Here is a 23008-nt window from a genome sequence, read left to right as displayed (position 1 = left end):
CCCGCACCCTCGTCGGCGGCCCCGCCGACGTGCGGGGGGCATGTGCCGCAAGGGCAGTGGAGCCGCGCGCACCCACGCGCGCGTGGCCGACGTTACGTCACCGACCGCATACAGACGCTCCGTTGGTGGCACGATGGTTCTGGCGGGGGGAGTGTGGGGCTGAGCCCCCCGGGCCGGGAGAGCGGACCGACCTAGGGTGTGATCAGTGTGGCCATTTCGCTGTCAGTGGTGCTGTTGTTGGCGATCGTCCTCATCGTGCTGATGCGCGGCGGCTCGATCAAGGCGGGGCCCGCCGTGGTGGCGGTCCTCTTCGGCTTCTTCCTGGCCTCGACGGGAATGGCGCCCGCGATCAACAACTTCCTCAACTCCGTCGCGGACAGCATCAGCGCCATAAAATTCTGAGCGCCGGCGGGCGGACCCGTAAAAGACTCAAGGCCAGGCAGAGAACGAACTCTCTGACCTGGCCCTGAAGCATGAGAGCGGGCGACGGGAATCGAACCCGCGTAGCTAGTTTGGAAGACTAGTGCTCTACCATTGAGCTACGCCCGCACACAGCGCGTACCCGGATCGGCGAGGTCGTCGACCCACGGCACGCTAGGCATCGTAGCGGGTCCGTGGCCCCGCCCGCACACACCCCCGTCGCCCGCGCCGGAGTGCGCCCCGCGCCGCGCCGTAAAGCGGCAGCCGCGCTGCCTGCGGGCATGTACCCTACGTGTCGCACCGACGGGGTGTGGCGCAGCTTGGTAGCGCGTCCGCTTTGGGAGCGGAAGGCCGTGGGTTCAAATCCCGCCACCCCGACCAGCGTTGCCGCGGCGACACGACGACCGCGGATCCTCCACGGGCGTCCTCGCCGGAACGAACCCCATGATCGCGTTGTGGGTGTGCTCCGGCGTGCCGTTACTATGCAAGCTGCATGCCCGTGTGTCTCTAAAGCCGGGCACGATTCCTGAAGTCAGCCCCCAAGGAGACCGAACCGTGAAGAGCGCCGTCGAGACCCTGAACCCGACCCGGGTTCGGCTCAGCATTGAGGTGCCCTTCGAGGAGCTCAAGGACAGCCTCGACGCGGCGTACAAGAAGATCAACCAGCAGGTCACGGTGAAGGGCTTCCGCAAGGGCAAGATCCCCGCCCGCGTCATCGACCAGCGGTTCGGCCGCGGTGCGGTCCTGGAGGAGGCGGTCAACGACGCGCTCCCGAAGTTCTACACCGACGCGGTCAACGAGGCGGAGCTCAACGTCCTCGGCCAGCCCGAGGTCGACATCACGGAGCTGAAGGACGGCGAGACGCTGAACTTCACCGCCGAGGTCGACGTCCGCCCGGCCATCGAGATCCCGGACTACTCCGGCATCGAGGTCGAGGTCGACGCCGTCGAGGTCACCGACGAGGACGTCGAGAAGTCCGTGGAGCAGCTCCGCGACCGCTTCGCCTCGACCTCCCCGGTCGAGCGCGCCGCCGAGGACGGCGACGTCGTCACCATCGACCTGGAGGCCAAGGTCGAGGGCGAGGTCCTCGAGGACGGGGTCGCCTCCGGCGTCTCCTACACCATCGGCTCCGGTGAGCTCCTCGACGGCATCGACGACGCCGTCAAGGGCCTGGAGGCCGGTGGCGAGGCCACCTTCACCTCCGAGCTGAAGGGCGGCTCCGCCGAGGGCAAGGAGGCCGAGGTCACCGTCAAGGTCACCCAGGTCGCCGCCCGCGAACTCCCGGCCCTGGACGACGACTTCGCCCAGCTCGCCTCCGAGTTCGACACCCTCGACGAGCTGAAGGCCGACAGCCGCAAGCGCCTCGAGAACATGAAGCAGTACGACCAGGCCACGCAGGCCCAGGAGCGCGTCCTGGAGAAGCTGCTCGAGCTGGTCGAGGTCCCCGTCCCCGAGAAGCTGCTCGAGGACGAGGTCAACACACGCAAGCACAACCTGGAGCACCACCAGCTCGGCCAGATGGGCCTCGACCTCGAGAAGTACCTCGAGATCCAGGGCAAGACGGCCGAGGAGTTCGACGCCGAGACCCGTGAGCAGGCGGTCAAGGGCATCAAGACGCAGTTCGTCCTCGACGAGCTCGTCAACAAGGAGAAGCTGAACGTGAACCAGGAGGAGCTCACCGAGCACCTCATGCGTCGCGCCGCCTCCTCCGGCATGTCCCCCGACCAGTTCGCCCAGGCCGTCGTCGAGGGCGGCCAGGTCCCGATGCTCGTCGGCGAGGTCGCCCGCGGAAAGGCCCTGGCCGTCGTGGTCGAGGCCGCCACGGTGAAGGACACGAACGGCGAGATCGTCGACCTGGAGGACGACGAGGAGGAGACCACGGAGGCCGCCGAGGCCACCGAGGCCGCCGCCGAGACCTCCGGTGAGGCCCAGGAGAAGTCCGAGGCCTGATCCTCGCAGCAGCACCATGTGACAGGCCCCCGGGACATCGATCCCGGGGGCCTGTCGCGCCCTGAAGGGGCGCGGGGAACGGCGCGACCGGCCACGTACAACCCGCACCCGCCGTAGGCGCTCACGTGGCAGACGCGACTGCGCCCCCGGTGGGGGCCGGCCGCGCAGTTCCCCGCGCCCCTGGCGGGGCACGCAGACCCTGCGCTCACAGCGAACAGCTGACTTCGCGGGATTCCCCGAAGGGACCCGCGCGTTAGGGTCCATGAATACGAGGGCAGGGGAGTCCCCGAGCGAGGGCCCCGGCCTCAGTAAGAGACGCGAGACGGCACGAGGCCGTCAGAGACGAGCAGGTGGATACGTGACGAATCTGATGCCTTCCGCCGCCGGCGAGCCGTCCATCGGTGGTGGCCTCGGCGACCATGTCTACAACCGACTGCTCGGCGAGCGGATCATCTTCCTCGGCCAGCAGGTCGACGACGACATCGCGAACAAGATCACCGCGCAGATGCTGCTCCTTGCCGCCGACCCGGACAAGGACATCTACCTCTACATCAACAGCCCTGGTGGCTCGGTGACGGCCGGCATGGCGATCTACGACACCATGCAGTACATCCCGAACGACGTCATCACCATCGGCATGGGTATGGCGGCCTCGATGGGCCAGTTCCTGCTCACCGGCGGCACGGCGGGCAAGCGCTTCGCGCTGCCGCACACCGACATCCTGATGCACCAGGGCTCCGCGGGCATCGGCGGTACGGCCTCGGACGTGAAGATCCAGGCCGAGTACCTGCTGCGCACGAAGCAGCGGATGGCCGAGATCACGGCCCGGCACTCCGGTCAGACGGTCGAGGCGATCATCCGGGACGGCGACCGCGACCGCTGGTTCACCACCGAGGAGGCCAAGGAGTACGGCCTCATCGACGAGATCATCTCTGCCGCTACGGGTGTTCCGGGCGGCGGCGGCACGGGCGCCTGATTCGGTTCCGACCGAACTCAGCGCCGGCCCCCAAGCCCTCTGCCTCCCTCACCAGGACGGAACACCGAGACATGAACAACATCCCCGGCAGCGGCCTCTACACCGGCCCCCAGGTCGACAACCGCTACGTGATCCCGCGCTTCGTCGAGCGCACCTCGCAGGGCGTGCGTGAGTACGACCCGTACGCGAAGCTCTTCGAGGAGCGCGTGATCTTCCTCGGCGTGCAGATCGACGACGCGTCCGCCAACGACGTCATGGCGCAGCTCCTGTGCCTGGAGTCGATGGACCCGGACCGCGACATCTCCATCTACATCAACAGCCCCGGTGGCTCGTTCACGGCCCTCACGGCCATCTACGACACCATGCAGTTCGTGAAGCCGGACATCCAGACGGTCTGCATGGGCCAGGCCGCCTCGGCCGCTGCCGTGCTGCTCGCCGCGGGCACCCCCGGCAAGCGCATGGCCCTGCCGAACGCGCGCGTGCTGATCCACCAGCCCTCCGGTGGCACGGGGCGCGAGCAGCTCTCCGACCTGGAGATCGCGGCCAACGAGATCCTCCGGATGCGTACGCAGCTGGAAGAGATGCTGGCCAAGCACTCGACGACCCCGCTGGAGAAGATCAGCGAGGACATCGAGCGTGACAAGATCCTCACGGCCGAGGACGCGCTCGCGTACGGCCTGGTCGACCAGATCATCTCGACGCGCAAGATGAACAACGAGGCAATCGCCTGACAAGGCGTTGTATCGTCTGCCACTCCCCGGCACGGTTCACGTAAGAAGTGAACCGTGCCAAGGGGGGCCCGAACGGGGGGCCCGGCAAGGTACCGTCGGATACAGGCACCAGGAGCCGCTGAACGTGGCGTCTCCCAGGCGAAGGGGAAGCACCTCGTGGCACGCATCGGTGACGGCGGCGATCTGCTCAAGTGCTCGTTCTGCGGAAAGAGCCAGAAGCAGGTCAAGAAGCTCATCGCAGGCCCCGGTGTATACATCTGCGACGAGTGCATCGACCTCTGCAACGAGATCATCGAGGAAGAGCTCGCGGAGACCAGCGAAGTGCGATGGGAAGAACTTCCCAAGCCGCGCGAGATCTACGAGTTCCTCGAGGGCTACGTCGTAGGCCAGGAGGCCGCCAAGAAGGCGCTCTCCGTGGCGGTCTACAACCACTACAAGCGCGTCCAGGCCGGCGAGAACGGCGGGGCGGCGGGCCGTGACGACGCGATCGAGCTCGCGAAGTCCAACATCCTGCTCCTCGGCCCCACCGGCTCGGGCAAGACGCTCCTCGCACAGACGCTGGCCCGGATGCTGAACGTGCCGTTCGCCATCGCCGACGCCACCGCGCTGACGGAGGCCGGCTATGTCGGCGAGGACGTCGAGAACATCCTCCTCAAGCTCATCCAGGCCGCCGACTACGACGTCAAGAAGGCCGAGACGGGGATCATCTACATCGACGAGATCGACAAGGTGGCCCGCAAGTCGGAGAACCCGTCGATCACGCGCGACGTGAGCGGCGAGGGCGTCCAGCAGGCCCTCCTCAAGATCCTCGAAGGCACGACGGCCTCGGTGCCGCCGCAGGGCGGCCGCAAGCACCCGCACCAAGAGTTCATCCAGATCGACACCACGAATGTCCTCTTCATCGTGGGCGGTGCCTTCGCCGGTCTGGAGAAGATCATCGAGGCGCGGGCGGGCGCCAAGGGCATCGGCTTCGGCGCGACCATCCACTCCAAGCGCGAGCTGGAGGAGAAGGACCAGTTCCAGGAGGTCATGCCGGAGGACCTGGTGAAGTTCGGGATGATCCCGGAGTTCATCGGCCGCCTCCCGGTCATCACCTCGGTCCACAACCTCGACCGCGAAGCGCTGCTCCAGATCCTCGTCGAGCCGCGCAACGCGCTGGTCAAGCAATACCAGCGCCTCTTCGAACTCGACGGCGTCGAGCTGGACTTCGAGCGCGAGGCCCTGGAGGCCATCGCCGACCAGGCGATCCTGCGGCGTACGGGTGCGCGTGGTCTCCGGGCGATCATGGAGGAGGTCCTCCAGTCGGTGATGTACGAGGTCCCGTCGAGGAAGGACGTCGCCCGCGTGGTCATCACCGCGGAGGCCGTCCACTCGAACGTGAACCCGACGCTGATTCCGCGGGATGCGCGGGGCGGCGGCAGCGGCGAGCAGAAGTCGGCGTAGCCGCGCACCGGCGGACAACAGCGCCAGACACACGAAGAGGGGCCCCGGGCGGGGCCCCTCTTCCGCGCTGTCAGCGGTTTTACACCGGGACGCGGATCTCCTTGCGGAGCTTGGCGGCGATGTCGGACGCCGCCTTCAGGTCGGCCGTCTTGCCGCCCATCAGGTCCGAGAGCTGGAAGGACATGACCATGGCGACGGTGCTGTGGTCGGCCCAGATGCACACGGGCATGTGCATCTCCTTCGGGGCGGCCGCACTGCCGGCCGAGCTGCCGGTGTTCTCGACCTTCACTTCCTGGCACTTCAGGACGACGTCGTCGGTGTTGTAGTTGGTGGGGTCACCGACCAGCGAGCCCTTGGTGTCGCCGTCACCGTCGTCCTTGAGCGCCTCGGTGGCCGCCTTGGCGAACATGCCGTCGACGAGCTTGCCCGGGTCCTCGATCTCCCCGTACGCGCCCTGGAACTGCAGCATCTTGCCGCCCAGGGGGTTCGAGGTGTCCGTCACCTTGTAGGAGCCGTCGACGGGCTTGCCGTTCTTCAGGCCGTCCTTCTCCGCGTCCTTCATGTCCTCGTCGCTGAAGCCGTCCGACGAGGAGGCGTCCTTCTTGTATTCGGTCAGGACCACCGCCGGGGCCGTGAGCTTGTGGGCACCGTCGTCCGCGACCGAGACACCGCTGCCGCCACCCCCGCCGAACACGAAGTACGCGCCCACGCCGAGCGCCGCGACCACGGCGACCGCGCCGATGATCAGGCCGGTCTTCTTGTTGCCGCCGCCCTGCGGCGGGGCCGGCGGGTACTGGCCGTACGGGTCGCCGGGCTGCTGCCCGTAGGGGCCCGGCTGCTGCGGCTGGCTGTAGGGCTGCTGCGGCGGGACCCCGGGCGGGCCCTGCTGCGGGTAGCCGTACCCCGGCTGCGGTGCCTGCTGCGGGTACCCGTAGCCGGGCTGCGGGGCCTGCGGCTGCTGGCCGTACGGTCCCGGCTGCTGCGGCTGCTGGCCGTAGGGCCCGGGCTGCTGGGGCTGCTGCGGCTGGCCTCCGTAGGGGCCCGGCTGGTTGTAGCTCATCGTCTGGGTTCCTCCCCGCTGCTTATGTGCTCCCGACATCCTGACGTACGCGCGTGCGGTTCGTTCCCCCGGAATCGGTTTCAGTACGGGACTGTGACCCCTCTAAACTGACCCCGTGACCGAGAACTCTCAGCAGCAGAACCCAGCGCCCACCTCCGAACTGCCGACCCAGTACGCGCCGGCCGAGGTAGAGGGGGCGCTGTACGAGCGCTGGGTAGAGCGCGGCTACTTCACCGCTGACGCCAAGAGCGAGAAGCCGCCGTACACGATCGTCATCCCGCCGCCGAACGTCACGGGCTCGCTCCACCTCGGGCACGCCTTCCAGCACACGCTGATGGACGCCCTGACGCGCCGCAAGCGCATGCAGGGGTGCGAGGCGCTGTGGCTGCCGGGCATGGACCACGCCGGTATCGCGACGCAGAACAAGGTGGAGCAGCAGCTCGCCGAGGAGGGCAAGTCGCGGCACGACCTGGGCCGTGAGGAGTTCGTCGACCGCGTCTGGCAGTGGAAGAGCGAGTACGGCGGCAAGATCCTCGGCCAGATGCGCCGCCTCGGTGACGGCGTCGACTGGTCGCGTGAGCGGTTCACGATGGACGAGGGTCTGTCGCGCGCCGTCCAGACCATCTTCAAGCGGCTTTACGACGACGAGCTGATCTACCGCGCCGAGCGGATCATCAACTGGTGCCCGCGCTGTCTGACCGCCATCTCGGACATCGAGGTGGACTACCAGGACGACGACGGCGAGCTGGTCTCGCTGAAGTACGGCGAGGGCGACCAGAGCGTCGTCGTCGCGACCACCCGGGTCGAGACGATGCTCGGTGACACGGCCGTCGCCGTCCACCCCGACGACGCGCGGTACGCGCACCTCATCGGCAAGCGCATCAAGCTGCCGCTGACGGACCGCACGATCCCGGTCGTCGCCGACGCGCACGTCGACCCGGAGTTCGGGACCGGCGCCGTCAAGGTGACGCCCGCGCACGACCCGAACGACTTCGCGATCGGGCAGCGGCACGACCTCGAGACGCTGACGATCATGGACGAGCGCGGGGTCATCACGGTCCCCGGCCCGTTCCAGGGACTCGACCGGTTCGAGGCGCGCTCCGCCATCGTCGACGCCATGCGCCAGCAGGGCCGTGTCGTCGCCGAGAAGCGCCCGTACGTCCACTCCGTCGGGCACTGCTCGCGCTGCCGGACCACCATCGAGCCGCGCCTGTCGCTGCAGTGGTGGGTCAAGGTCGAGACGCTGGCGAAGGCCGCCGGTGACGCCGTCCGCGACGGGCGCGTCACGCTCCACCCCAAGGAGATGGAGAAGCGGTACTTCGACTGGGTCGACAACCTCAACGACTGGTGCATCTCGCGCCAGCTGTGGTGGGGCCACCGGATTCCGGTCTGGTACGGGCCGGAGGGTGAAGTCGTCTGCGTCGGGCCCGACGAGCAGCCGCCCGGCACCGAGGCCGAGGGGTGGACGCAGGACGAGGACGTCCTCGACACCTGGTTCTCCTCCGGGCTGTGGCCGTTCTCCACGCTCGGCTGGCCCGAGCAGACCCCGGACCTGGAGAAGTTCTACTCGACCGACGTCCTGCTCACCGGCCACGACATCATCTTCTTCTGGGTCGTCCGGATGATGATGTTCGGCCTGTACGCGATGGACGGCGAGGTCCCGTTCAAGACGGTCGCCCTGACCGGTCTCGTCCGCGACGAGAACGGCAAGAAGATGTCGAAGTCGTTCGGCAACGTGGTGGACCCGCTGGACTGGATGGACAAGTACGGCTCGGACGCCCTGCGCTTCACGCTCGCGCGCGGCGCCAACCCGGGCACGGACGTGCCGATCGGAGAGGACTGGGTCCAGGCGTCCCGGAACTTCGCCAACAAGATCTGGAACGCCACGCGCTTCGCGCTGATGAACGGCGCGACGGTCGAGGGCCCGCTGCCCTCCCCTGAGCAGATGACGGCCACCGACCGGTGGATCCTGTCGCGGCTCAACAAGACGGTCGCCGAGGTCGACGCGTTCTACGACGACTACCAGTTCGCCAAGGTCTCGGACGCGCTGTTCCACTACGCGTGGGACGAGGTCTTCGACTGGTACGTCGAGCTGTCGAAGACGACGTTCATGGCGGGCGGCGAGCCGGCCAAGGTGTCCGGCCGGGTCCTCGGCGAGGTCCTGGACGTGACGCTGCGACTTCTCCACCCGATCGTGCCGTTCGTCACCGACACGCTGTGGACGACGCTGACGGGCCGCGAGTCCGTCGTCATCGCCGAGTGGCCGAAGGACAGTGGCTTCCGCGACGACGCCGCCGAGCGGGAGATCGAGACGCTCCAGCGGGTCGTCACCGAGGTCCGCCGCTTCAAGGGCGAGCAGGGCCTCAAGGCGGGCCAGCGCGTCCCGGCCCGCCTGACGCTCGACGGCACGGCGCTCGCCTCGCACGAGACGGCCATCCGCCAGCTCCTCAAGCTCCAGCCGGAGGGCGAGAAGTTCCAGGCGACGGCGACGCTGCCGGTGGCCGGCGCCGAGGTGGCGCTCGACCTGTCCGGCGCCATCGACGTGGCCGCGGAGCGCAAGCGCCTCGCCAAGGACCTCGCCGCCGCCGAGAAGGACAAGGCGCAGGCCGAGGGCAAGCTGGGCAACGAGAAGTTCCTCGGCAAGGCCCCCGAGAAGGTCGTCGAGGGCATCCGCGCCCGCCTCGCCAAGGCGGACGAGGACATCGCCCGCATCCAGGCGCAGCTGGAGCGCTTGCCGCAGGCGTAGGCAGTGGTGGCTACGTAGTCGAAGGCCCCGGAACCGTACGTACGGATGTACGGTTCCGGGGCCTTCAGCCGTGCCCGAGCCGCCTCAGGCCCTGCTCAGCCCCAGATGCCGCAGCTCCACATCGGCCAGCGCCGCGAGCACCGCCGGGTCCGCCTCCCGCCACCCCTCCGCGAGGCGGCCGGGGCCCGCGTCGGTGAACCGGGCGAGTTCGTCGAGGGGGCGGACCAGGGCGCGCAGAGCGAGGAGTTCGCGGCCGTCCTCGGTGGCGGCCAGTTCACGGGCGGCGGCGGCCTGCCGGGTCCAGCGGATGCGCCGGGGCAGCCACAGCGCGAGCAGCAGCCCGACCGGGACGACGAACAGGGCGGCCGCCGCGAGCACGGCGAGGGCCTGTACGGGCGCGGTCCCGGCCGGCGCCGCGTCGGCGAGCCGGCCCCCGGCGTCGTGCAGGGTGCCGGTCATCCGGGGGCCGAGCAGGGGGAGTCCGCCGCTCTCGCGCGGGGCGGGGCGGTCGGGGACGCCGATGAGCCGGTGCGCGGTCACCGCGGCCCCCGCCCACAGGGCGATCCAGAGCAGGGCCGCGCCGTCGCCGATGATCTGCCGTGCGCGGCGGCCGGGTTGGTGTGCGTACCACATGGCCCGATGGGTACACCGCGGGCGCGGGCCGAACGGGTCACCGCGCCGCACGCCCGCGCGAAGATCCGCCGGAAGGCCCCGAAAGGCCCCAAAAGGCCCCGGGAAGGTGCTTACGCCGCGCTCATCACCCGCTGCAGCTCGTCGAAGTCGTCGACGCAACGGCCGCAGCCCATGGCGACGCTGTTCAACGGGTCCTCCGCGACGAAGACGGGGATGCCGGTGGCGGACGTCAGCCGCAGGTCGAGGCCGGGGAGCAGGGCGCCGCCGCCGGTGAGGACGATGCCGTGCTCCATGATGTCGCCGGACAGCTCGGGCGGGCACTCCTCCAAAGTGGCGCGGACGGCGGCGATGATCGCCTCCACCGGCTCGTCGAGGGCGGCCCGCACCTCCTGCACCGTCAGGTCGACGGTCTTCGGCAGCCCCGCGACCTTCTCGCGCCCGCGCACGGTGAACGCCCGCATCTCGAACGCCTCTTCGCCGGGCACGGGCCACGCCGAGCCGATGGCGACCTTGACGTCCTCGGCGGTGCGCTCCCCGATGAGCAGCCCGTGCTCCTTGCGCACGTGGTCGGTGATGGCCTCGTCGAGCCGGTCGCCGCCGACCCGCAGCGACTGCGCGGTGACGACACCGCCCAGCGAGATGACGGCGACCTCGGTGGTGCCGCCGCCGATGTCGACGACCATCGAGCCGCGCGGGTCGGCGACGGGCAGGCCCGCGCCGATCGCCGCCGCCATCGGCTCCTCGATCAGGTGCACGGCGCGCGCCCCGGACCGCTGGGCGGCGTGCACGATGGCGCGCCGCTCGACGGGCGTCACCCCGCTGGGTACGCAGACGACCATGCGGGTACGCGGACGGCGGCCCTTCACGGCCTTGCGCACGAAGTGCCGGATCATCTCCTCGGCGGCCTCGTAGTCGCTGATGACGCCGCCGCGCAGGGGCCGGATGGCGGTGATGCTGCCGGGGGTGCGGCCGATGGTCTCCTTCGCCTCGCTGCCGACGGCGAGCACACCCTGGCCGCCTTCCTTGACGGCGACGACCGAGGGCTCGTTCAGCACGATGCCCTGACCGCGCACGTAGAGGAGGGTGTTGGCGGTGCCGAGATCAATGCCTATGTCCATGATCGCCAAGTTTGCCATGGGTGGTGCCCTCCGTGCTCTCGGCGGCCCTCCGTAGACTGGCGTACGTGAGTGACCTCCCCCGCGCGACAGCAGCGACGACGAGCCCGCCGGCGAGCCCGGCCCCGACGCCTTGGACGCCTTCGAGGAGATCGTGGGCGCCGAGACCGACCGCGACCCCGACCTCGCGGTGATCGAGGCGGGCAGCCGCACCCTGCGCGCCCGGGGCGGCGCCCCGCAGGGTGACGACATCCCCGCGCGCCCGCAGGACCCCGAGGTGGAGAAGGCGCTGCGCGCGGTCGAGGCCGACCTCGCCACGCGCTGGGGCGAGACGAAGCTGGAGCCGTCCGTCGCCCGCATCGCCGCCCTAATGGACGTGCTTGGCGAGCCGCAGCGCGCGTACCCTGCCATCCACATCACGGGCACGAACGGCAAGACGTCCACGGCCCGCATGATCGAGGCGCTCCTCGCCGCCTTCGATCTGCGCACCGGCCGGTACACGTCGCCGCACGTCCAGTCCGTCACCGAGCGCATCAGCCTGGACGGCGCCCCGATCCCGTACGAGCGCTTCATCGAGACGTTCGACGACATCAAGCCGTACGTCGAGATGGTCGACGCGCAGCAGGAGTTCCGGCTCTCCTTCTTCGAGGTCCTGACGGGTATGGCGTACGCGGCGTTCGCCGACGCGCCCGTGGACGTAGCCGTCGTCGAGGTCGGCATGGGCGGCAGCTGGGACGCGACGAACGTGATCGACGGCTCGGTCGCCGTCATCACCCCCATCGACCTCGACCACACCGACCGGCTCGGCTCCACGCCGGGCGAGATCGCGGGCGAGAAGTCCGGGATCATCAAGCAGGACGCGACCGTGATCATGGCGCAGCAGCCGGTCGACGCGGCGCAGGTGATTCTCAAGGCGGCCGTGGAGAAGGACGCGACGGTCGCGCGCGAGGGCCTGGAGTTCGGGGTCGTCGCCCGTCAGGTCGCCGTCGGCGGGCAGCTCGTCACGCTGCGCGGGCTCGGCGGGGAGTACGAGGAGGTCTTCCTGCCGCTGCACGGTGCGCACCAGGCGCACAACGCGGCGGTGGCGCTGGCCGCGGTCGAGGCGTTCTTCGGTATCGGCTCGCAGCATGCGCGGCCGCTCGACATCGACACGATCCGCACGGCGTTCGCCTCGGTCACCTCGCCGGGCCGCCTGGAGGTCGTGCGCCGCTCGCCGACGGTCGTGCTCGACGCCGCGCACAACCCGGCGGGGGCGCGGGTCACCGCCGAGGCGATCAGCGAGGTCTTCGACTTCAGCCGGCTCATCGGGGTCGTCGGCGCCAGTGCCGACAAGAACGTACGGGAGCTGCTCGAAGCGTTCGAGCCGATCTTCGCGGAGGTCGTCGTCACGCAGAACTCCAGCCACCGGGCGATGGACGCGGATGAGCTGGCCGCGATCGCCGTCGAGGTGTTCGGGGACGAGCGGGTGCAGGTCGAGCCGCGGCTCGACGACGCGTTGGAGGCCGCGATCACTCTTGCCGAGGAAGAGGGGGAATTCGCGGGCGGGGGTGTGCTCGTCACCGGGTCCGTGATCACGGTCGGCGAGGCCAGGCTGTTGCTGGGGAAGGGCTGATCCGCTGTGCGTACGTTGTGTTCCTCGACGCTGATCGGGGAGTTCTTCCTGATCGGGTTCGCCGGGCTGGTGGCGATGAAGGACCCCGAGCTGTCCTCCGGGGTGGTGTGGACCGTGTGCGGGGTCGCCATGGTGGTGAGCGTGCTGCTGTGCGGGGTGCTGTCGCGGCCGGGCGGGGTTCAGCTGGGCTGGGCCCTGCAGATCGCCCTGATCGTGAGCGGGTTCTGGGTGCCGCTCATGTTCTTCATGGGGGTCGTGTTCGCCGCGCTGTGGTGGGCCTCGGTCCATTTCGGCCGGAAGGTCGACGAGGCGAAGGCCCGCTGGGCGGGGCGGGAATCCAGCGCCGCGTAGGTTCGGTGGATCGCGGGGTGCGCCTACGCCGTGGCTGGCCGCGCAGTTCCCCGCGCCCCTGAAGCATGCGGCTCCGCCGCAGCCCCATGGGGCACGCGTCCGCCGCACCCGCCGTCGTGGTTGCTCGCGCAGTTCCCCGCGCCCCTGAGGCATGCGGCTCCGCCGCAGCCCCATAGGCCGCGCACCACGTGCACCCCTCAGGGGAGCGCACCACGTGCACCCCTGAGGGGAGCGCACCACGCGCACCCCTGAGGGGGTGCAGGTGCATCACGCGCACCCTCCGACCCGCGCATCCCACGCGCCCCGCTGAGATGGCGCACGCAGTGCGCATCTCAGGGGCGCGGGGAACTGCGCGAGTAACCACGACGAGAGGCGCGCCTGGCGGCGAGGGGGGATGGCGCACGCAGTGCGCGTCCCGGGGGCGCGGGGAACTGCGCGAGTAATCACGGCGAGAGGCGCGCCTGGCGGCGAGGGGGGATGGCGCACGCAGTGCGCGTCCCGGGGGCGCGGGGAACTGCGCGAGTAACCACGACGAGAGGCGCGCCTGGCGGCGAGGGGGGATGGCGCACGCAGTGCGCGTCCCGGGGGCGCGGGGAACTGCGTGCGCGGTCACGGCGAGAGGCGTACCCGGTGACGGGGCGCGTTTCAGGGGGCGCGGGGAGCGCGGGGCCGGGGCCGCGCGGAGCGCACCGGCAACCTCCCCCAAGGCCCCCGGTACGTGACCTGTAATCTCAGGCGCACCGCACCAACAGGCCGCACAAGGAGTCCAGCCAAAATGACCCAGCGCACGCTCGTCCTGCTCAAGCCCGACGCCGTCCGCCGAGGCCTGATCGGCGAGATCGTCGGCCGTATCGAGCGCAAGGCCGGCTGGACGATCAGCGCCCTGGAGCTGCGCAGCCTGAGCGAGGAGACGCTGGAGCAGCACTACGGCGAGCACAAGGGCAAGCCGTTCTACGAGCCGCTGGTCGCGTTCATGTCCTCGGGCCCGGTCGTCGCACTCGTCGTCGAGGGCGAGCGCGTGATCGAGGGCGTACGCCAGTTGGCGGGCCCCACGGACCCGATCGCCGCCGCGCCGGGCTCGATCCGCGGCGACTTCGGTGTCATCGTCCGGGAGAACCTGATCCACGCCTCGGACTCGGAGGAGTCCGCCGCGCGCGAGCTGAAGATTTTCTTCCCGGGCCTGGTCTGAGCCTTGTCGGGCGCCCCGGTCTCGCCCCTTGAGACCGGCGGGGACGACTTTCTGACGCCTCGTCAGGCGCCCGTCGCGACTGACCTGGAGCGGCCCGAGAAATTGGGCCGCTCTTTCGCATATGCGGCCCGATCGGGGGAACGCAACCCTCCGTCGGCACGTCCCCATTAGCGGGGCGGGGGTTCATCTGCTGACAATGGCGAAGACCCTCGCGCCGTGCCCGTGCAGGCGAGACTACGATGGAAGCCTCCACGCCACACGCGTCCACCTCTCGCCTACCTGACAAGCAATCACACGCTCCACTTGGGGAAGGCCAGACGAATCCTGATGGGGAACTCAATGTCGTTCATCGGCCGTGACATGGCTGTCGACCTCGGGACCGCCAACACGCTGGTGTACGTCAGGGGTCGAGGAATCGTGCTCAATGAGCCGTCCGTGGTCGCGATCAACACCAACACCGGTGGCATCCTCGCGGTCGGCGCCGAAGCCAAGAAGATGATCGGCCGTACGCCGGGCAACATCGTGGCGGTGCGTCCCCTGAAGGACGGCGTGATCGCCGACTTCGAGATCACCGAGCGGATGCTCCGCTACTTCATCCTGAAGATCCACAAGCGGCGCTACCTCGCCCGCCCCCGCGTGGTGGTGTGCGTGCCGTCCGGCATCACCGGCGTCGAGCGCCGCGCGGTCATCGAGGCCTCCTCGCAGGCCGGTGCCCGCCAGGTGCACATCATCGAGGAGCCCATGGCGGCCGCCATCGGCTCCGGCCTCCCGGTCCACGAGGCCACGGGCAACATGGTGGTGGACATCGGCGGCGGCACCACCGAGGTCGCCGTGATCTCGCTCGGCGGAATCGTCACGGCACAGTCCATCCGCGTAGCGGGTGACGAGCTGGACAACGCGATCATCCAGCACATCAAGAAGGAGTACTCGCTCCTCCTCGGTGAGCGCACCGCCGAACAGATCAAGATCACCATCGGCTCGGCGTACGACCTCGACTCCGACGAACACACCGAGATCCGCGGCCGCGACCTCGTGTCCGGCCTGCCGAAGACCGTCGTCATCTCGGCGGCGGAGGTCCGCAAGGCCATCGAGGAACCGGTCAACGCGATCGTCGACGCGGTCAAGACCACCCTCGACAAGTGCCCGCCGGAGCTCTCCGGCGACGTCATGGACCGCGGCATCGTGCTGACCGGCGGCGGCGCCCTGCTGCGCGGCCTCGACGAGCGGCTGCGCCGCGAGACCGGCATGCCGATCCACATCGCCGAGGACCCGCTGGACAGCGTGGCGCTCGGCTCCGGAAAGTGCGTGGAGGAGTTCGAGGCGCTCCAGCAGGTGCTTGACGCCTCGCCCCGCAGATGATCCGGACACACAGCGGATAAGCCGGGCGTATACCCCCGATCGGGCGGTCCGCCGTACGAGTGCCTGCCACTTCGTGCGGCGGATCGTTGATATATAGGCAGAGCATAAATCCGCAGAACTCCCCATAATTTTCGCTCGAGGAAGGCACGCCGCCGCACGTGAGGGACACACGAGAGAGCCGGCTGCTCCTGGTGCTGCTGGTCGCCATCGCGTTCGCACTGATCACGATGGACATCCGCGGCGGTGAGGACTCGCCGGTCGACGGTGCCCGCCAGGCCGCCGCCAAGGTCTTCGGCCCGGTGGAGAGCGGTGTCGCCGGTGCGGTCGACCCCATCGGCAACGCCATCGGCGCGGTCCGCGACTCCGGCGAGCGGCACGACCGCATCAGCCAACTGGAGCGCGAGAACGCCGCGTTGAAGGCCAAGCTCGGCAGCGACGACCGCAACCGGAGCAAGATCCGCCAGCTCGACACCATGCTGAGGACGGCGGGCGCCGGCCAGTACGGCATCAAGGGCGCCCAGGTCATCGCCATAGGGTCGGCGCAGGGCTTCTCCTGGACCGTCACCATCGACGCGGGCGCCAACGACGGCCTCAAGCGCGACATGACGGTGCTCAACGGGGACGGGCTCGTCGGCCGCGTCACCACCGTCGGCCCCGACACGGCCACGGTGCTGCTCGCCAACGACCCGGACTTCACCGTCGGCACCCGCATGGAGAAGACCGACGAGCTGGGCTTCACCTCCGGGCAGGGCGACCGCCCGCTCCGCGTCCAGCTCCTCAACGGCAAGGCCAAGGTCAAGAAGGGCGACCGGCTCGTCACCTTCGGCTCCCAGGCCGACAAGCCGTTCGTGCCCGGCGTGCCCGTCGGCACCGTCGTCCGCGTCGATCCGTCCGGCGGCGACCTGACCCGTACGGTCTACGTCCAGCCCTACGTCGGGTTCACCAAGCTCGACATCGTCGGCGTCGTCGTGCAGCCCCCGCGCACCGACCCGCGCGACACGGTCCTGCCGTCCAAGCCCGCCAAGCCCAGGCCCGCGCCGACGGTCACCGTCACCGTCACTCCGTCCGCGCCCGCGGGCGGCACCGCCGACAACGGCTACCAGCAGTAGTCAGGAGGAGCAAAACCCATGCGCTTCAACCGGATGCTGCTCTCCGCCGGACTCGTCGTCGTCGCCCTCGTCATCCAGGTCTGCGTCCTCGCCAGACTCCAACTGCCCGGCGCCGTACCGGACCTGCTGCTCCTGACCGTCCTCGGTCTCGCCCTGGTCTACGGCCATGTGGGCGGTGCCCTCGTCGGCTTCGGGGCCGGTCTGCTCGCCGACCTCGCCCCGCCCGCCGACCACGCCGCCGGGCGCTACGCCCTCGTGCTCTGCGTCATCGGCTACCTCGCCGGTCTCGCCAAGCCCGACAACGGCAAGCTGCGCTCGGCCGCGGGCCCCATGCTCGTCGTCGTCGGCGCGGCTGTCGGCACGACCCTGCTCTACGCGGGCGTCGGCGCCCTCGTCGGCGACACCGCCGCCCGCCACGTCGGCCTCGGCTCGCTGCTGTTCACCGCCGCGCTCTACGACCTGCTGCTCGCGCCCTTCGTCGTCCCCGGCGTGATGGCGCTCGCCAGACGCGTCGACCACGATCCGCTCGCCGACACCTCCACCGGCTCCGCCAAGGCCGCCGACGTCTCCGCCGGCTGGCTCTCCACCGGCACCGGGCTGAAGATCGGCAACCAGCGCGGCGGACTGCGGATGAAGACCGCCAAGGCGCGCGCCGCCCGCGCCGGGCGCATCAAGGGGGTCAAGCGCCTGTGAGCACCGGCCCGTCGACGCAGCCGGCCCCGTTGGCGCGGCCGGTGCTGTCGGCGCACAGCTTCCACGTGTACACGTACCCGTACGCGTACACGTCGTACTGAGAGGGGGAGCCCGCCACCGTGACCAACATCCCCGAGACGGGCCGGACGCCGCGCGTCCAGATCCGGCTCATCGTCCTGCAGATCCTCGTCCTCTCCCTCCTGCTGACCCTCGGCGGCCGCCTCTGGTACCTCCAGATCCGCAACGGCGACGAGTACGCGAAGGAAGCCTCCGGCAACCACGTGCAGCAGGTCGTCACGCCCGCCGTGCGCGGCTCGATCCTCGACGCCCGCGGCGTGCCCATCGCGGACAACGAGACCCGGCTCGTGGTCTCCGCCTCCCGCACCGACCTGATGAAGATGGACGACGACGGCAAGGCGGTCCTCGCCAAGCTCGCCAAAGTCCTCGGGATGAAGGCCAAGGAGGTCGAGGAGAAGGTCCGGCTGTGCGACGCCAAGACGCCGCAGCCCTGCTGGAACGGGTCCCCGTACCAGCCCATCCCGATCACCGACGAGGCCACGCCCAAGCAGGCGCTGCAGATCCGCGAGCGCGGCGAGGACTTCCCGGGCATCACCGCCGAGCCGACCGCCGTGCGCCGCTACGCGGGCCCCGGCGGCTCCAACACCGCGCAGGTCCTCGGCTACCTCTCCCCGGTCACCGACGCGGAGATCGAGAAGGCCAAGGACAGCGACTCGCCGTACCTCCGCTCCGACCAGGTGGGGCGCTCGGGTCTCGAACGCACCTATGACAAGGAGCTGCGCGGCAAGGCGGGCGTCACCCGGTACGAGGTCGACAACCTCGGCCGCGTCATCGGCCGCGCCGACAGCGACAAGGCGGAGTCCGGGGCGAACGTCGTCACGTCGATAGACGCGCGCGTGCAGTCCGTCGCCGAGTACGAGCTGAACGAGGCGATGAAGGAAGCCCGCAAGGGGTTCGACAAGAACACCGGGACGAACTACAAGGCCGACTCCGGCGCCGTCGTGGTCATGGAGGCCAAGACCGGCCGCGTCGTCGCCATGGCCTCCAACCCGTCCTACGACCCGAACGCCTGGGTCGGCGGCATCTCCGGCAAGGACTACGCCGACCTCACCGGCAAGAAGTCCAACTACCCGCTGCTCAACCGGGCCATCCAGGGCCAGGCCGCCCCCGGCTCGATCTTCAAGGTCATCTCGACGGCGGCGGCGGTCAAGGCCGGTTACGCGTTCGACGGCAGCTACCCGTGCACCAGCTCGTACTCGATCGGGGGCCAGGTCTTCAAGAACTTCGAGTCGGCGGACCACGGGTCGATCAACCTCGGTCAGGCCCTGGAGGTCTCCTGCGACACCGTCTTCTACGGACTCGCGCACAACGAGTGGAAGAAGGACGGCGGCCTCAAGGGCAACAAGGACACCCAGGACTGGTTCTACAAGACCGCCCACCAGTTCGGCCTCGGCAAGGAGACCGGCATCGACCTGCCCAACGAGGTCACCGGCCGGGTCCCCGACCGCCAGTGGAAGCAGCGGTTCTGGAAGGCCAACAAGGACTCCTGGTGCAAGGCCGGCAAGAAGGACGGCGACTACGTCCAGAAGCTGAACTACGAGAACTGCCTCGAAGGCAACCTCATGCGCGCCGGTGACGCCGTCAACTACTCCATCGGCCAGGGCGACACCCTCGTCACGCCGATACAGATGGCGTCGATCTACGCGGCCATCTCCAACGGCGGCACCCTGCACCGGCCCGAGGTCGGCAAGGCCGTCGTCAGCGCCGACGGCAAGCAGGTCAGCGAGATCAAGCCGAAGACCAGCGGCAAGCTGCCTGTGAGCCGCAAGACCCGCAACCAGATAGACCAGGCACTGGCGGGAGTGGCGACCCGCGGAACGGCCGCCTGGCGCTTCCAGAACTGGCCGCAGGACAAGATCCCCATGCACGCCAAGACCGGTACGGCCGAGGTCTACGGCAAGCAGACGACCTCGTGGTTCGCCACGTACACCAAGGACTACTCGATCGTCATGACGATCTCCCAGGGCGGTACCGGCTCCGGCGCCTCCGGGCCCGCCGTCCGCAAGATCTACGACGCGATGTACGGGCTCGACAGCAACGGCAAGCAGGACCTCAAGAAGGCGCTGCTGCCCAAGCCGCAGACCGCCCTGCCGAAGATCGACCGGGACGGTTCGATCGACGCGCCCGAGATCAAGCCCTACAAGCCGCAGAAGCCGGTACAGCCCGAGCAGCAGCAACTGGCGGGCTCCCTGCCCGCGAACGCCTACGGCAGAAGGGACTGACCCGCATGGCCGGCACCAATGGCTTCTCCGTCTCCGGGTACGGTCCCCAGCGCTCCACCCTGTCGCGGCTGCTCGCCCGCGACTCGCTGGTGCGGCGCCTCGACTGGCCGATACTGTTCTCCGCCCTCGCCCTGTCGATGATCGGCGCGGCGCTCGTCTACTCGGCGACGCGCAACCGCACCGAGCTCAACCAGGGCGACCCGTACTACTTCCTCCTGCGCCACCTCCTCAACACCGGCATAGGGCTGTTCCTGATGGCGGGGACGATCTGGCTCGGCCACCGCACGCTGCGCGGCGCCGTCCCGATCCTCTACGGCATCTCCGTCTTCCTGGTGCTGCTCGTCCTCACCCCGCTCGGCGCGACCGTCAACGGGGCGCACGCCTGGATCATCATCGGCGGCGGCTTCTCGCTCCAGCCCTCCGAGTTCGTCAAGATCACGATCATTCTGGGCATGGCGATGCTGCTCGCCGCGCGCGTCGACGCCGGTGACCGGGACTACCCCGACCACCGGACCGTCCTCCAGGCGCTCGGGCTCGCCGCCGTCCCCATGGCCGTCGTCATGCTGATGCCGGACCTCGGGTCCGTCATGGTCATGGTGATGATCGTGCTCGGCGTGCTGCTCTCCTCCGGCGCGTCCAACCGGTGGGTGCTCGGGCTCATCGGGGTCGGCGCGGCGGGCGCCGTGGCCGTGTGGCAGCTCGGCGTCCTCGACGACTACCAGATCGCCCGGTTCGCCGCCTTCGCCAATCCGGCGCTTGACCCGGCCGGGGTCGGCTACAACACCAACCAGGCGCGTATCGCGATCGGGTCGGGCGGGCTGTCCGGGGCGGGCCTCTTCCACGGCTCGCAGACCACGGGCCAGTTCGTCCCGGAACAACAGACCGACTTCGTCTTCACCGTGGCCGGTGAGGAGCTCGGCTTCGTCGGAGCGGGCGCGATCATCTTGCTGCTCGGTGTCGTGCTCTGGCGCGCCTGCCGGATCGCCCGCGAGACGACGGAGCTGTACGGCACGATCGTCGCCGCCGGCATCATCGCCTGGTTCGCCTTCCAGGCGTTCGAGAACATCGGGATGACGCTCGGCATCATGCCGGTCGCGGGGCTGCCGCTGCCCTTCGTCTCCTACGGAGGGTCGTCGATGTTCGCCGTGTGGGTGGCGGTGGGGTTGTTGCAGTCGATCCGTGTGCAACGGCCTCTGTCGGCGTAGCCGTTCTCCGGGTCGGGGCTGCGCCCCGATGCGCCTGCTCGCAGTAGGGGGGCGAGGTGTCGGGCGTGTGCGGATCTCGTCGTGGCCGGTCGCGCAGTTCCCCGCGCCCCTTCAGGGCGGGGCTGCGCCCCTGTCCGCCTGCGCGCCGTTGGCCGCGACCGTTCATGGGCGTGTGCGGGTGTCGTCGTGGCCGGTCGCGCAGTTCCCCGCGCCCCTTTAGGGCGGGGCTGCGCCCCTGTCCGCCTCTTCGCCGTTGTGGGTGGCTGGTCTTTTTGCGGGTGCGGGTCACGTCGTGGCCGGTCGCGCAGTTCCCCGCGCCCCTGAAGGCATGCGCTGCGCGCAGCCTTCCCCGGGGAGATGGCGCACGAAGTGCACATCTCAGGGGCGCGGGGAACTGCGCGACCAGCCACGACGTGACCCGCGCCCGAAGGACCGCCCCCGAAGGACCGGACGCGACCCGGGTCCCCGTCTCGGCCCCGCTCGCAACCCTCTCCGGCTCCCGGCGGAGCCGCCACGCCCCCTATCCGGGGCCCAACGTGCCGTCTAGATTCGAATCATGGCGGAGACGAAGCGCGAGATCGAGCGGAAGTACGACGCCCCCGGGGACGGCTTCCGGCTGCCCGACCTGCACAAGGTCCCCGGCGTCGCGGAGGTCATCGACAAAGGGGTCGTGGAGCTCGACGCCGTGTACTACGACACCCCCGATCAACGGCTCGCCGCGCAGAGGATCACGCTGCGGCGGCGCACCGGCGGCGACGACGCCGGATGGCACCTGAAGCTGCCGGTCGCGGTCGCCGACGGGGTACGGGACGAGGTGCGGGCGCCGCTCTCCGACGAGGTGCCGCGCGCGCTGACGGGCCTCGTGCGGTCCCGGGTGCGGGGCGCGCAGCTCGTCCCCGTGGTGCGGCTGCGCTCGTCCCGGGACGTCACCCATCTGGCCGACGCCGACGGCACCGTACTCGCCGAGGTCTGCGTCGACGCCGTACGCGCGGAGCGGATCGGCGGCGAGCAGGCCGAGCGGTCCACCGAGTGGACGGAGATCGAGGTCGAGTTGGCCGACGACGGCGACCCCGCTTTCCTCGGCAAGGTCGAGAAGCGGCTCCGCAAGGCCGGGGTCGAGCGCTCCGCCTCCCCCTCGAAGCTGGCCCGCGCCATGGACGAGACCGGGATCCGCAGCCCCGGGACATCCGCTGAGCGAAAGCCCGTCACCGCAGGGGACCACGTCCTCGCCCGGCTCCGCGAACAGCGCGACGCCCTCGTCGAGCTCGACCCCGCCGTCCGCCGGGACCTGCCCGACGCCGTGCACCAGATGCGGGTCGCGACCCGGCGCCTGCGCAGCGCGTTCAAGACGTACAAGAAGGTCCTCGACCCGGCCGTGACCGAGCCGGTGGGGGAGGAGCTGAAGTGGCTCGCCGGGGAGCTGGGCGTCGACCGCGACCGTGAGGTGCTGACCGAGCGGCTCACCGCCCGGATCGACGCGCTGCCCCGCACCCTCCTGCTGGGCCCCGTACGCGGCCGGCTGCGGATCTGGGCCGTCGCCCGCCGCCTCGGCTCGCGCCGCCACACCGTCGCCGTGCTCGACGGCCGGCGCTACCTGGCCCTCCTCGAAACGCTGGACGCGCTGCTCGCCGCCCCGCCGCTGCTGCCCGCCGCCGACCGCCCGGCCGCGAAGGTGCTGGTCAAGGCGGCGCTGAAGGACCATGCCCGGCTCGCCGCCCGCATCGACCACGCCCTCTCCCTGCCGCCCGGCACCGACCGCGACCACGCCCTGCACGACGCCCGCAAGGCCGCCAAGCGCGCCCGGTACGCCGGGGAGACCGGCGTCGCCGCCCTCGGCAAGCAGTCCAAGAAGTTCGCGAAGCGCGTCAAGAAGGTGCAGTCGCTGCTCGGCGACCACCAGGACTCCGTCGTCGCCCGCGAAGCACTGCGCGATCTGGCGATCCAGGCGCACGCGGCGGGCGAGACCGCCTTCGCGTGGGGTGTGCTGTACGGGCAGGAGCAGGCGGCGGCGGCCGACGGGGAGCGCGCGCTGCCGGAGGTGTGGAAGCGGGCGGCGAAGCCGCGCTTGTCGGCGGGTTAGGCTTGAGGGTCACCCCTGCCAGCTCACAAAGGTCCA

General features: G+C 70.0%; 18 protein-coding genes and 2 tRNA genes. 16 read left to right on the top strand and 4 right to left on the bottom strand.

Annotated elements, in window-relative coordinates; all coding sequences use genetic code 11:
- Nucleotides 1-207 precede the first annotated feature (207 nt).
- Nucleotides 208-402, top strand: coding sequence for a hypothetical protein (locus N5I75_RS11725; RefSeq protein WP_476676639.1), 195 nt, complete (start codon nt 208-210; stop codon nt 400-402).
- 76 nt (nt 403-478) lie between these two features.
- On the opposite strand, the gene N5I75_RS11720 is transcribed toward N5I75_RS11725, so the two are convergent.
- Nucleotides 479-549, bottom strand: a tRNA-Gly gene (locus N5I75_RS11720).
- A gap of 175 nt (nt 550-724) precedes the next feature.
- Here N5I75_RS11720 and N5I75_RS11715 point away from each other — a divergent pair.
- The 5 genes from N5I75_RS11715 (at nt 725) to clpX (ending at nt 5520) form a co-directional block, all read left to right on the top strand.
- Nucleotides 725-801 (top strand) — tRNA-Pro (locus tag N5I75_RS11715).
- 174 nt (nt 802-975) lie between these two features.
- Nucleotides 976-2370, top strand: a complete 1395-nt coding sequence (tig, locus tag N5I75_RS11710) for a trigger factor (RefSeq protein ID WP_476676638.1) — start codon at nt 976-978, stop codon at nt 2368-2370.
- Between the two features lie 370 nt (nt 2371-2740).
- Nucleotides 2741-3346: an ATP-dependent Clp protease proteolytic subunit gene (locus N5I75_RS11705; protein ID WP_394438312.1), complete on the top strand. Its 606-nt coding sequence runs from the start codon at nt 2741-2743 to the stop codon at nt 3344-3346.
- Between the two features lie 71 nt (nt 3347-3417).
- Entirely contained in the window at nt 3418-4077 is a 660-nt protein-coding gene (locus N5I75_RS11700; RefSeq protein ID WP_164303251.1) for an ATP-dependent Clp protease proteolytic subunit, read from the top strand.
- Between the two features lie 156 nt (nt 4078-4233).
- Nucleotides 4234-5520 (top strand): ATP-dependent Clp protease ATP-binding subunit ClpX, encoded by a 1287-nt coding sequence (gene clpX, locus N5I75_RS11695; protein ID WP_476676637.1) that lies wholly within the window; start codon nt 4234-4236, stop codon nt 5518-5520.
- Between the two features lie 79 nt (nt 5521-5599).
- Here clpX and N5I75_RS11690 read toward each other — a convergent pair whose 3' ends face one another.
- A complete protein-coding gene (locus N5I75_RS11690; protein WP_476676636.1) occupies nt 5600-6580 on the bottom strand; it encodes a hypothetical protein in 981 nt (326 codons plus the stop codon).
- Between the two features lie 115 nt (nt 6581-6695).
- Between N5I75_RS11690 and N5I75_RS11685 the strand changes: the two genes are divergently transcribed.
- Nucleotides 6696-9326, top strand: coding sequence for a valine--tRNA ligase (locus N5I75_RS11685; protein WP_476676635.1), 2631 nt, complete (start codon nt 6696-6698; stop codon nt 9324-9326).
- Nucleotides 9327-9410: 84 nt separating this feature from the next.
- Here the strand turns inward: N5I75_RS11685 and N5I75_RS11680 are convergent, their stop codons facing one another.
- Both N5I75_RS11680 and N5I75_RS11675 read right to left on the bottom strand, forming a co-directional pair.
- The gene (locus N5I75_RS11680; RefSeq protein WP_476676634.1) at nt 9411-9959 is read right to left on the bottom strand and encodes a hypothetical protein; all 549 of its coding nucleotides are present in this window, start codon (nt 9957-9959) and stop codon (nt 9411-9413) included.
- A 110-nt stretch (nt 9960-10069) separates the two neighbouring features.
- Nucleotides 10070-11077, bottom strand: coding sequence for a rod shape-determining protein (locus tag N5I75_RS11675; protein ID WP_476677021.1), 1008 nt, complete (start codon nt 11075-11077; stop codon nt 10070-10072).
- Nucleotides 11078-11207: 130 nt separating this feature from the next.
- Here N5I75_RS11675 and folC point away from each other — a divergent pair, with 130 nt between their 5' ends.
- The 9 genes from folC (at nt 11208) to N5I75_RS11630 (ending at nt 22972) form a co-directional block, all read left to right on the top strand.
- Nucleotides 11208-12686 (top strand): bifunctional tetrahydrofolate synthase/dihydrofolate synthase, encoded by a 1479-nt coding sequence (gene folC, locus N5I75_RS11670; RefSeq protein WP_476676633.1) that lies wholly within the window; start codon nt 11208-11210, stop codon nt 12684-12686.
- A 6-nt stretch (nt 12687-12692) separates the two neighbouring features.
- Complete coding sequence (locus tag N5I75_RS11665; RefSeq protein WP_476676632.1) at nt 12693-13037, top strand: DUF4233 domain-containing protein; 345 nt, start codon at nt 12693-12695, stop codon at nt 13035-13037.
- Between the two features lie 775 nt (nt 13038-13812).
- Nucleotides 13813-14226, top strand: coding sequence for a nucleoside-diphosphate kinase (ndk, locus tag N5I75_RS11660; protein WP_476676631.1), 414 nt, complete (start codon nt 13813-13815; stop codon nt 14224-14226).
- Between the two features lie 339 nt (nt 14227-14565).
- Nucleotides 14566-15585, top strand: a complete 1020-nt coding sequence (locus tag N5I75_RS11655; protein WP_018531437.1) for a rod shape-determining protein — start codon at nt 14566-14568, stop codon at nt 15583-15585.
- 158 nt (nt 15586-15743) lie between these two features.
- Nucleotides 15744-16694, top strand: coding sequence for a rod shape-determining protein MreC (gene mreC / locus N5I75_RS11650; RefSeq protein ID WP_476676630.1), 951 nt, complete (start codon nt 15744-15746; stop codon nt 16692-16694).
- 18 nt (nt 16695-16712) lie between these two features.
- On the top strand, nt 16713-17387 hold the full coding sequence (gene mreD, locus N5I75_RS11645) for a rod shape-determining protein MreD (protein WP_476676629.1): 675 nt from the start codon (nt 16713-16715) through the stop codon (nt 17385-17387).
- A gap of 119 nt (nt 17388-17506) precedes the next feature.
- Nucleotides 17507-19687 (top strand): penicillin-binding protein 2, encoded by a 2181-nt coding sequence (mrdA, locus tag N5I75_RS11640; RefSeq protein ID WP_476676628.1) that lies wholly within the window; start codon nt 17507-17509, stop codon nt 19685-19687.
- Between the two features lie 5 nt (nt 19688-19692).
- A complete protein-coding gene (rodA, locus tag N5I75_RS11635; protein WP_476676627.1) occupies nt 19693-20892 on the top strand; it encodes a rod shape-determining protein RodA in 1200 nt (399 codons plus the stop codon).
- A 556-nt stretch (nt 20893-21448) separates the two neighbouring features.
- Nucleotides 21449-22972 (top strand): CYTH and CHAD domain-containing protein, encoded by a 1524-nt coding sequence (locus N5I75_RS11630; protein WP_476676626.1) that lies wholly within the window; start codon nt 21449-21451, stop codon nt 22970-22972.
- Nucleotides 22973-23008: the final 36 nt, after the last annotated feature.

This window comes from Streptomyces sp. R818 (assembly GCF_056172735.1).
The sequence above is the reverse complement of the archived record's forward strand: the minus strand, read 5'-3'. Positions and strand labels throughout refer to the sequence as shown.

Excerpts from the sequence above, each read along its gene's own strand:
- N5I75_RS11705 (WP_394438312.1), top strand. The coding sequence starts at position 2,741 with ATGCCTTCCGCCGCCGGCGAGCCGTCCATCGGTGGTGGCCTCGGCGAC.
- N5I75_RS11700 (WP_164303251.1), top strand. The coding sequence starts at position 3,418 with ATGAACAACATCCCCGGCAGCGGCCTCTACACCGGCCCCCAGGTCGAC.
- N5I75_RS11690 (WP_476676636.1), bottom strand. The coding sequence starts at position 6,580 with ATGAGCTACAACCAGCCGGGCCCCTACGGAGGCCAGCCGCAGCAGCCC.
- N5I75_RS11680 (WP_476676634.1), bottom strand. The coding sequence starts at position 9,959 with ATGTGGTACGCACACCAACCCGGCCGCCGCGCACGGCAGATCATCGGC.
- N5I75_RS11675 (WP_476677021.1), bottom strand. The coding sequence starts at position 11,077 with ATGGACATAGGCATTGATCTCGGCACCGCCAACACCCTCCTCTACGTG.
- ndk (WP_476676631.1), top strand. The coding sequence starts at position 13,813 with ATGACCCAGCGCACGCTCGTCCTGCTCAAGCCCGACGCCGTCCGCCGA.
- N5I75_RS11655 (WP_018531437.1), top strand. The coding sequence starts at position 14,566 with ATGTCGTTCATCGGCCGTGACATGGCTGTCGACCTCGGGACCGCCAAC.
- mreD (WP_476676629.1), top strand. The coding sequence starts at position 16,713 with ATGCGCTTCAACCGGATGCTGCTCTCCGCCGGACTCGTCGTCGTCGCC.
- rodA (WP_476676627.1), top strand. The coding sequence starts at position 19,693 with ATGGCCGGCACCAATGGCTTCTCCGTCTCCGGGTACGGTCCCCAGCGC.
- N5I75_RS11630 (WP_476676626.1), top strand. The coding sequence starts at position 21,449 with ATGGCGGAGACGAAGCGCGAGATCGAGCGGAAGTACGACGCCCCCGGG.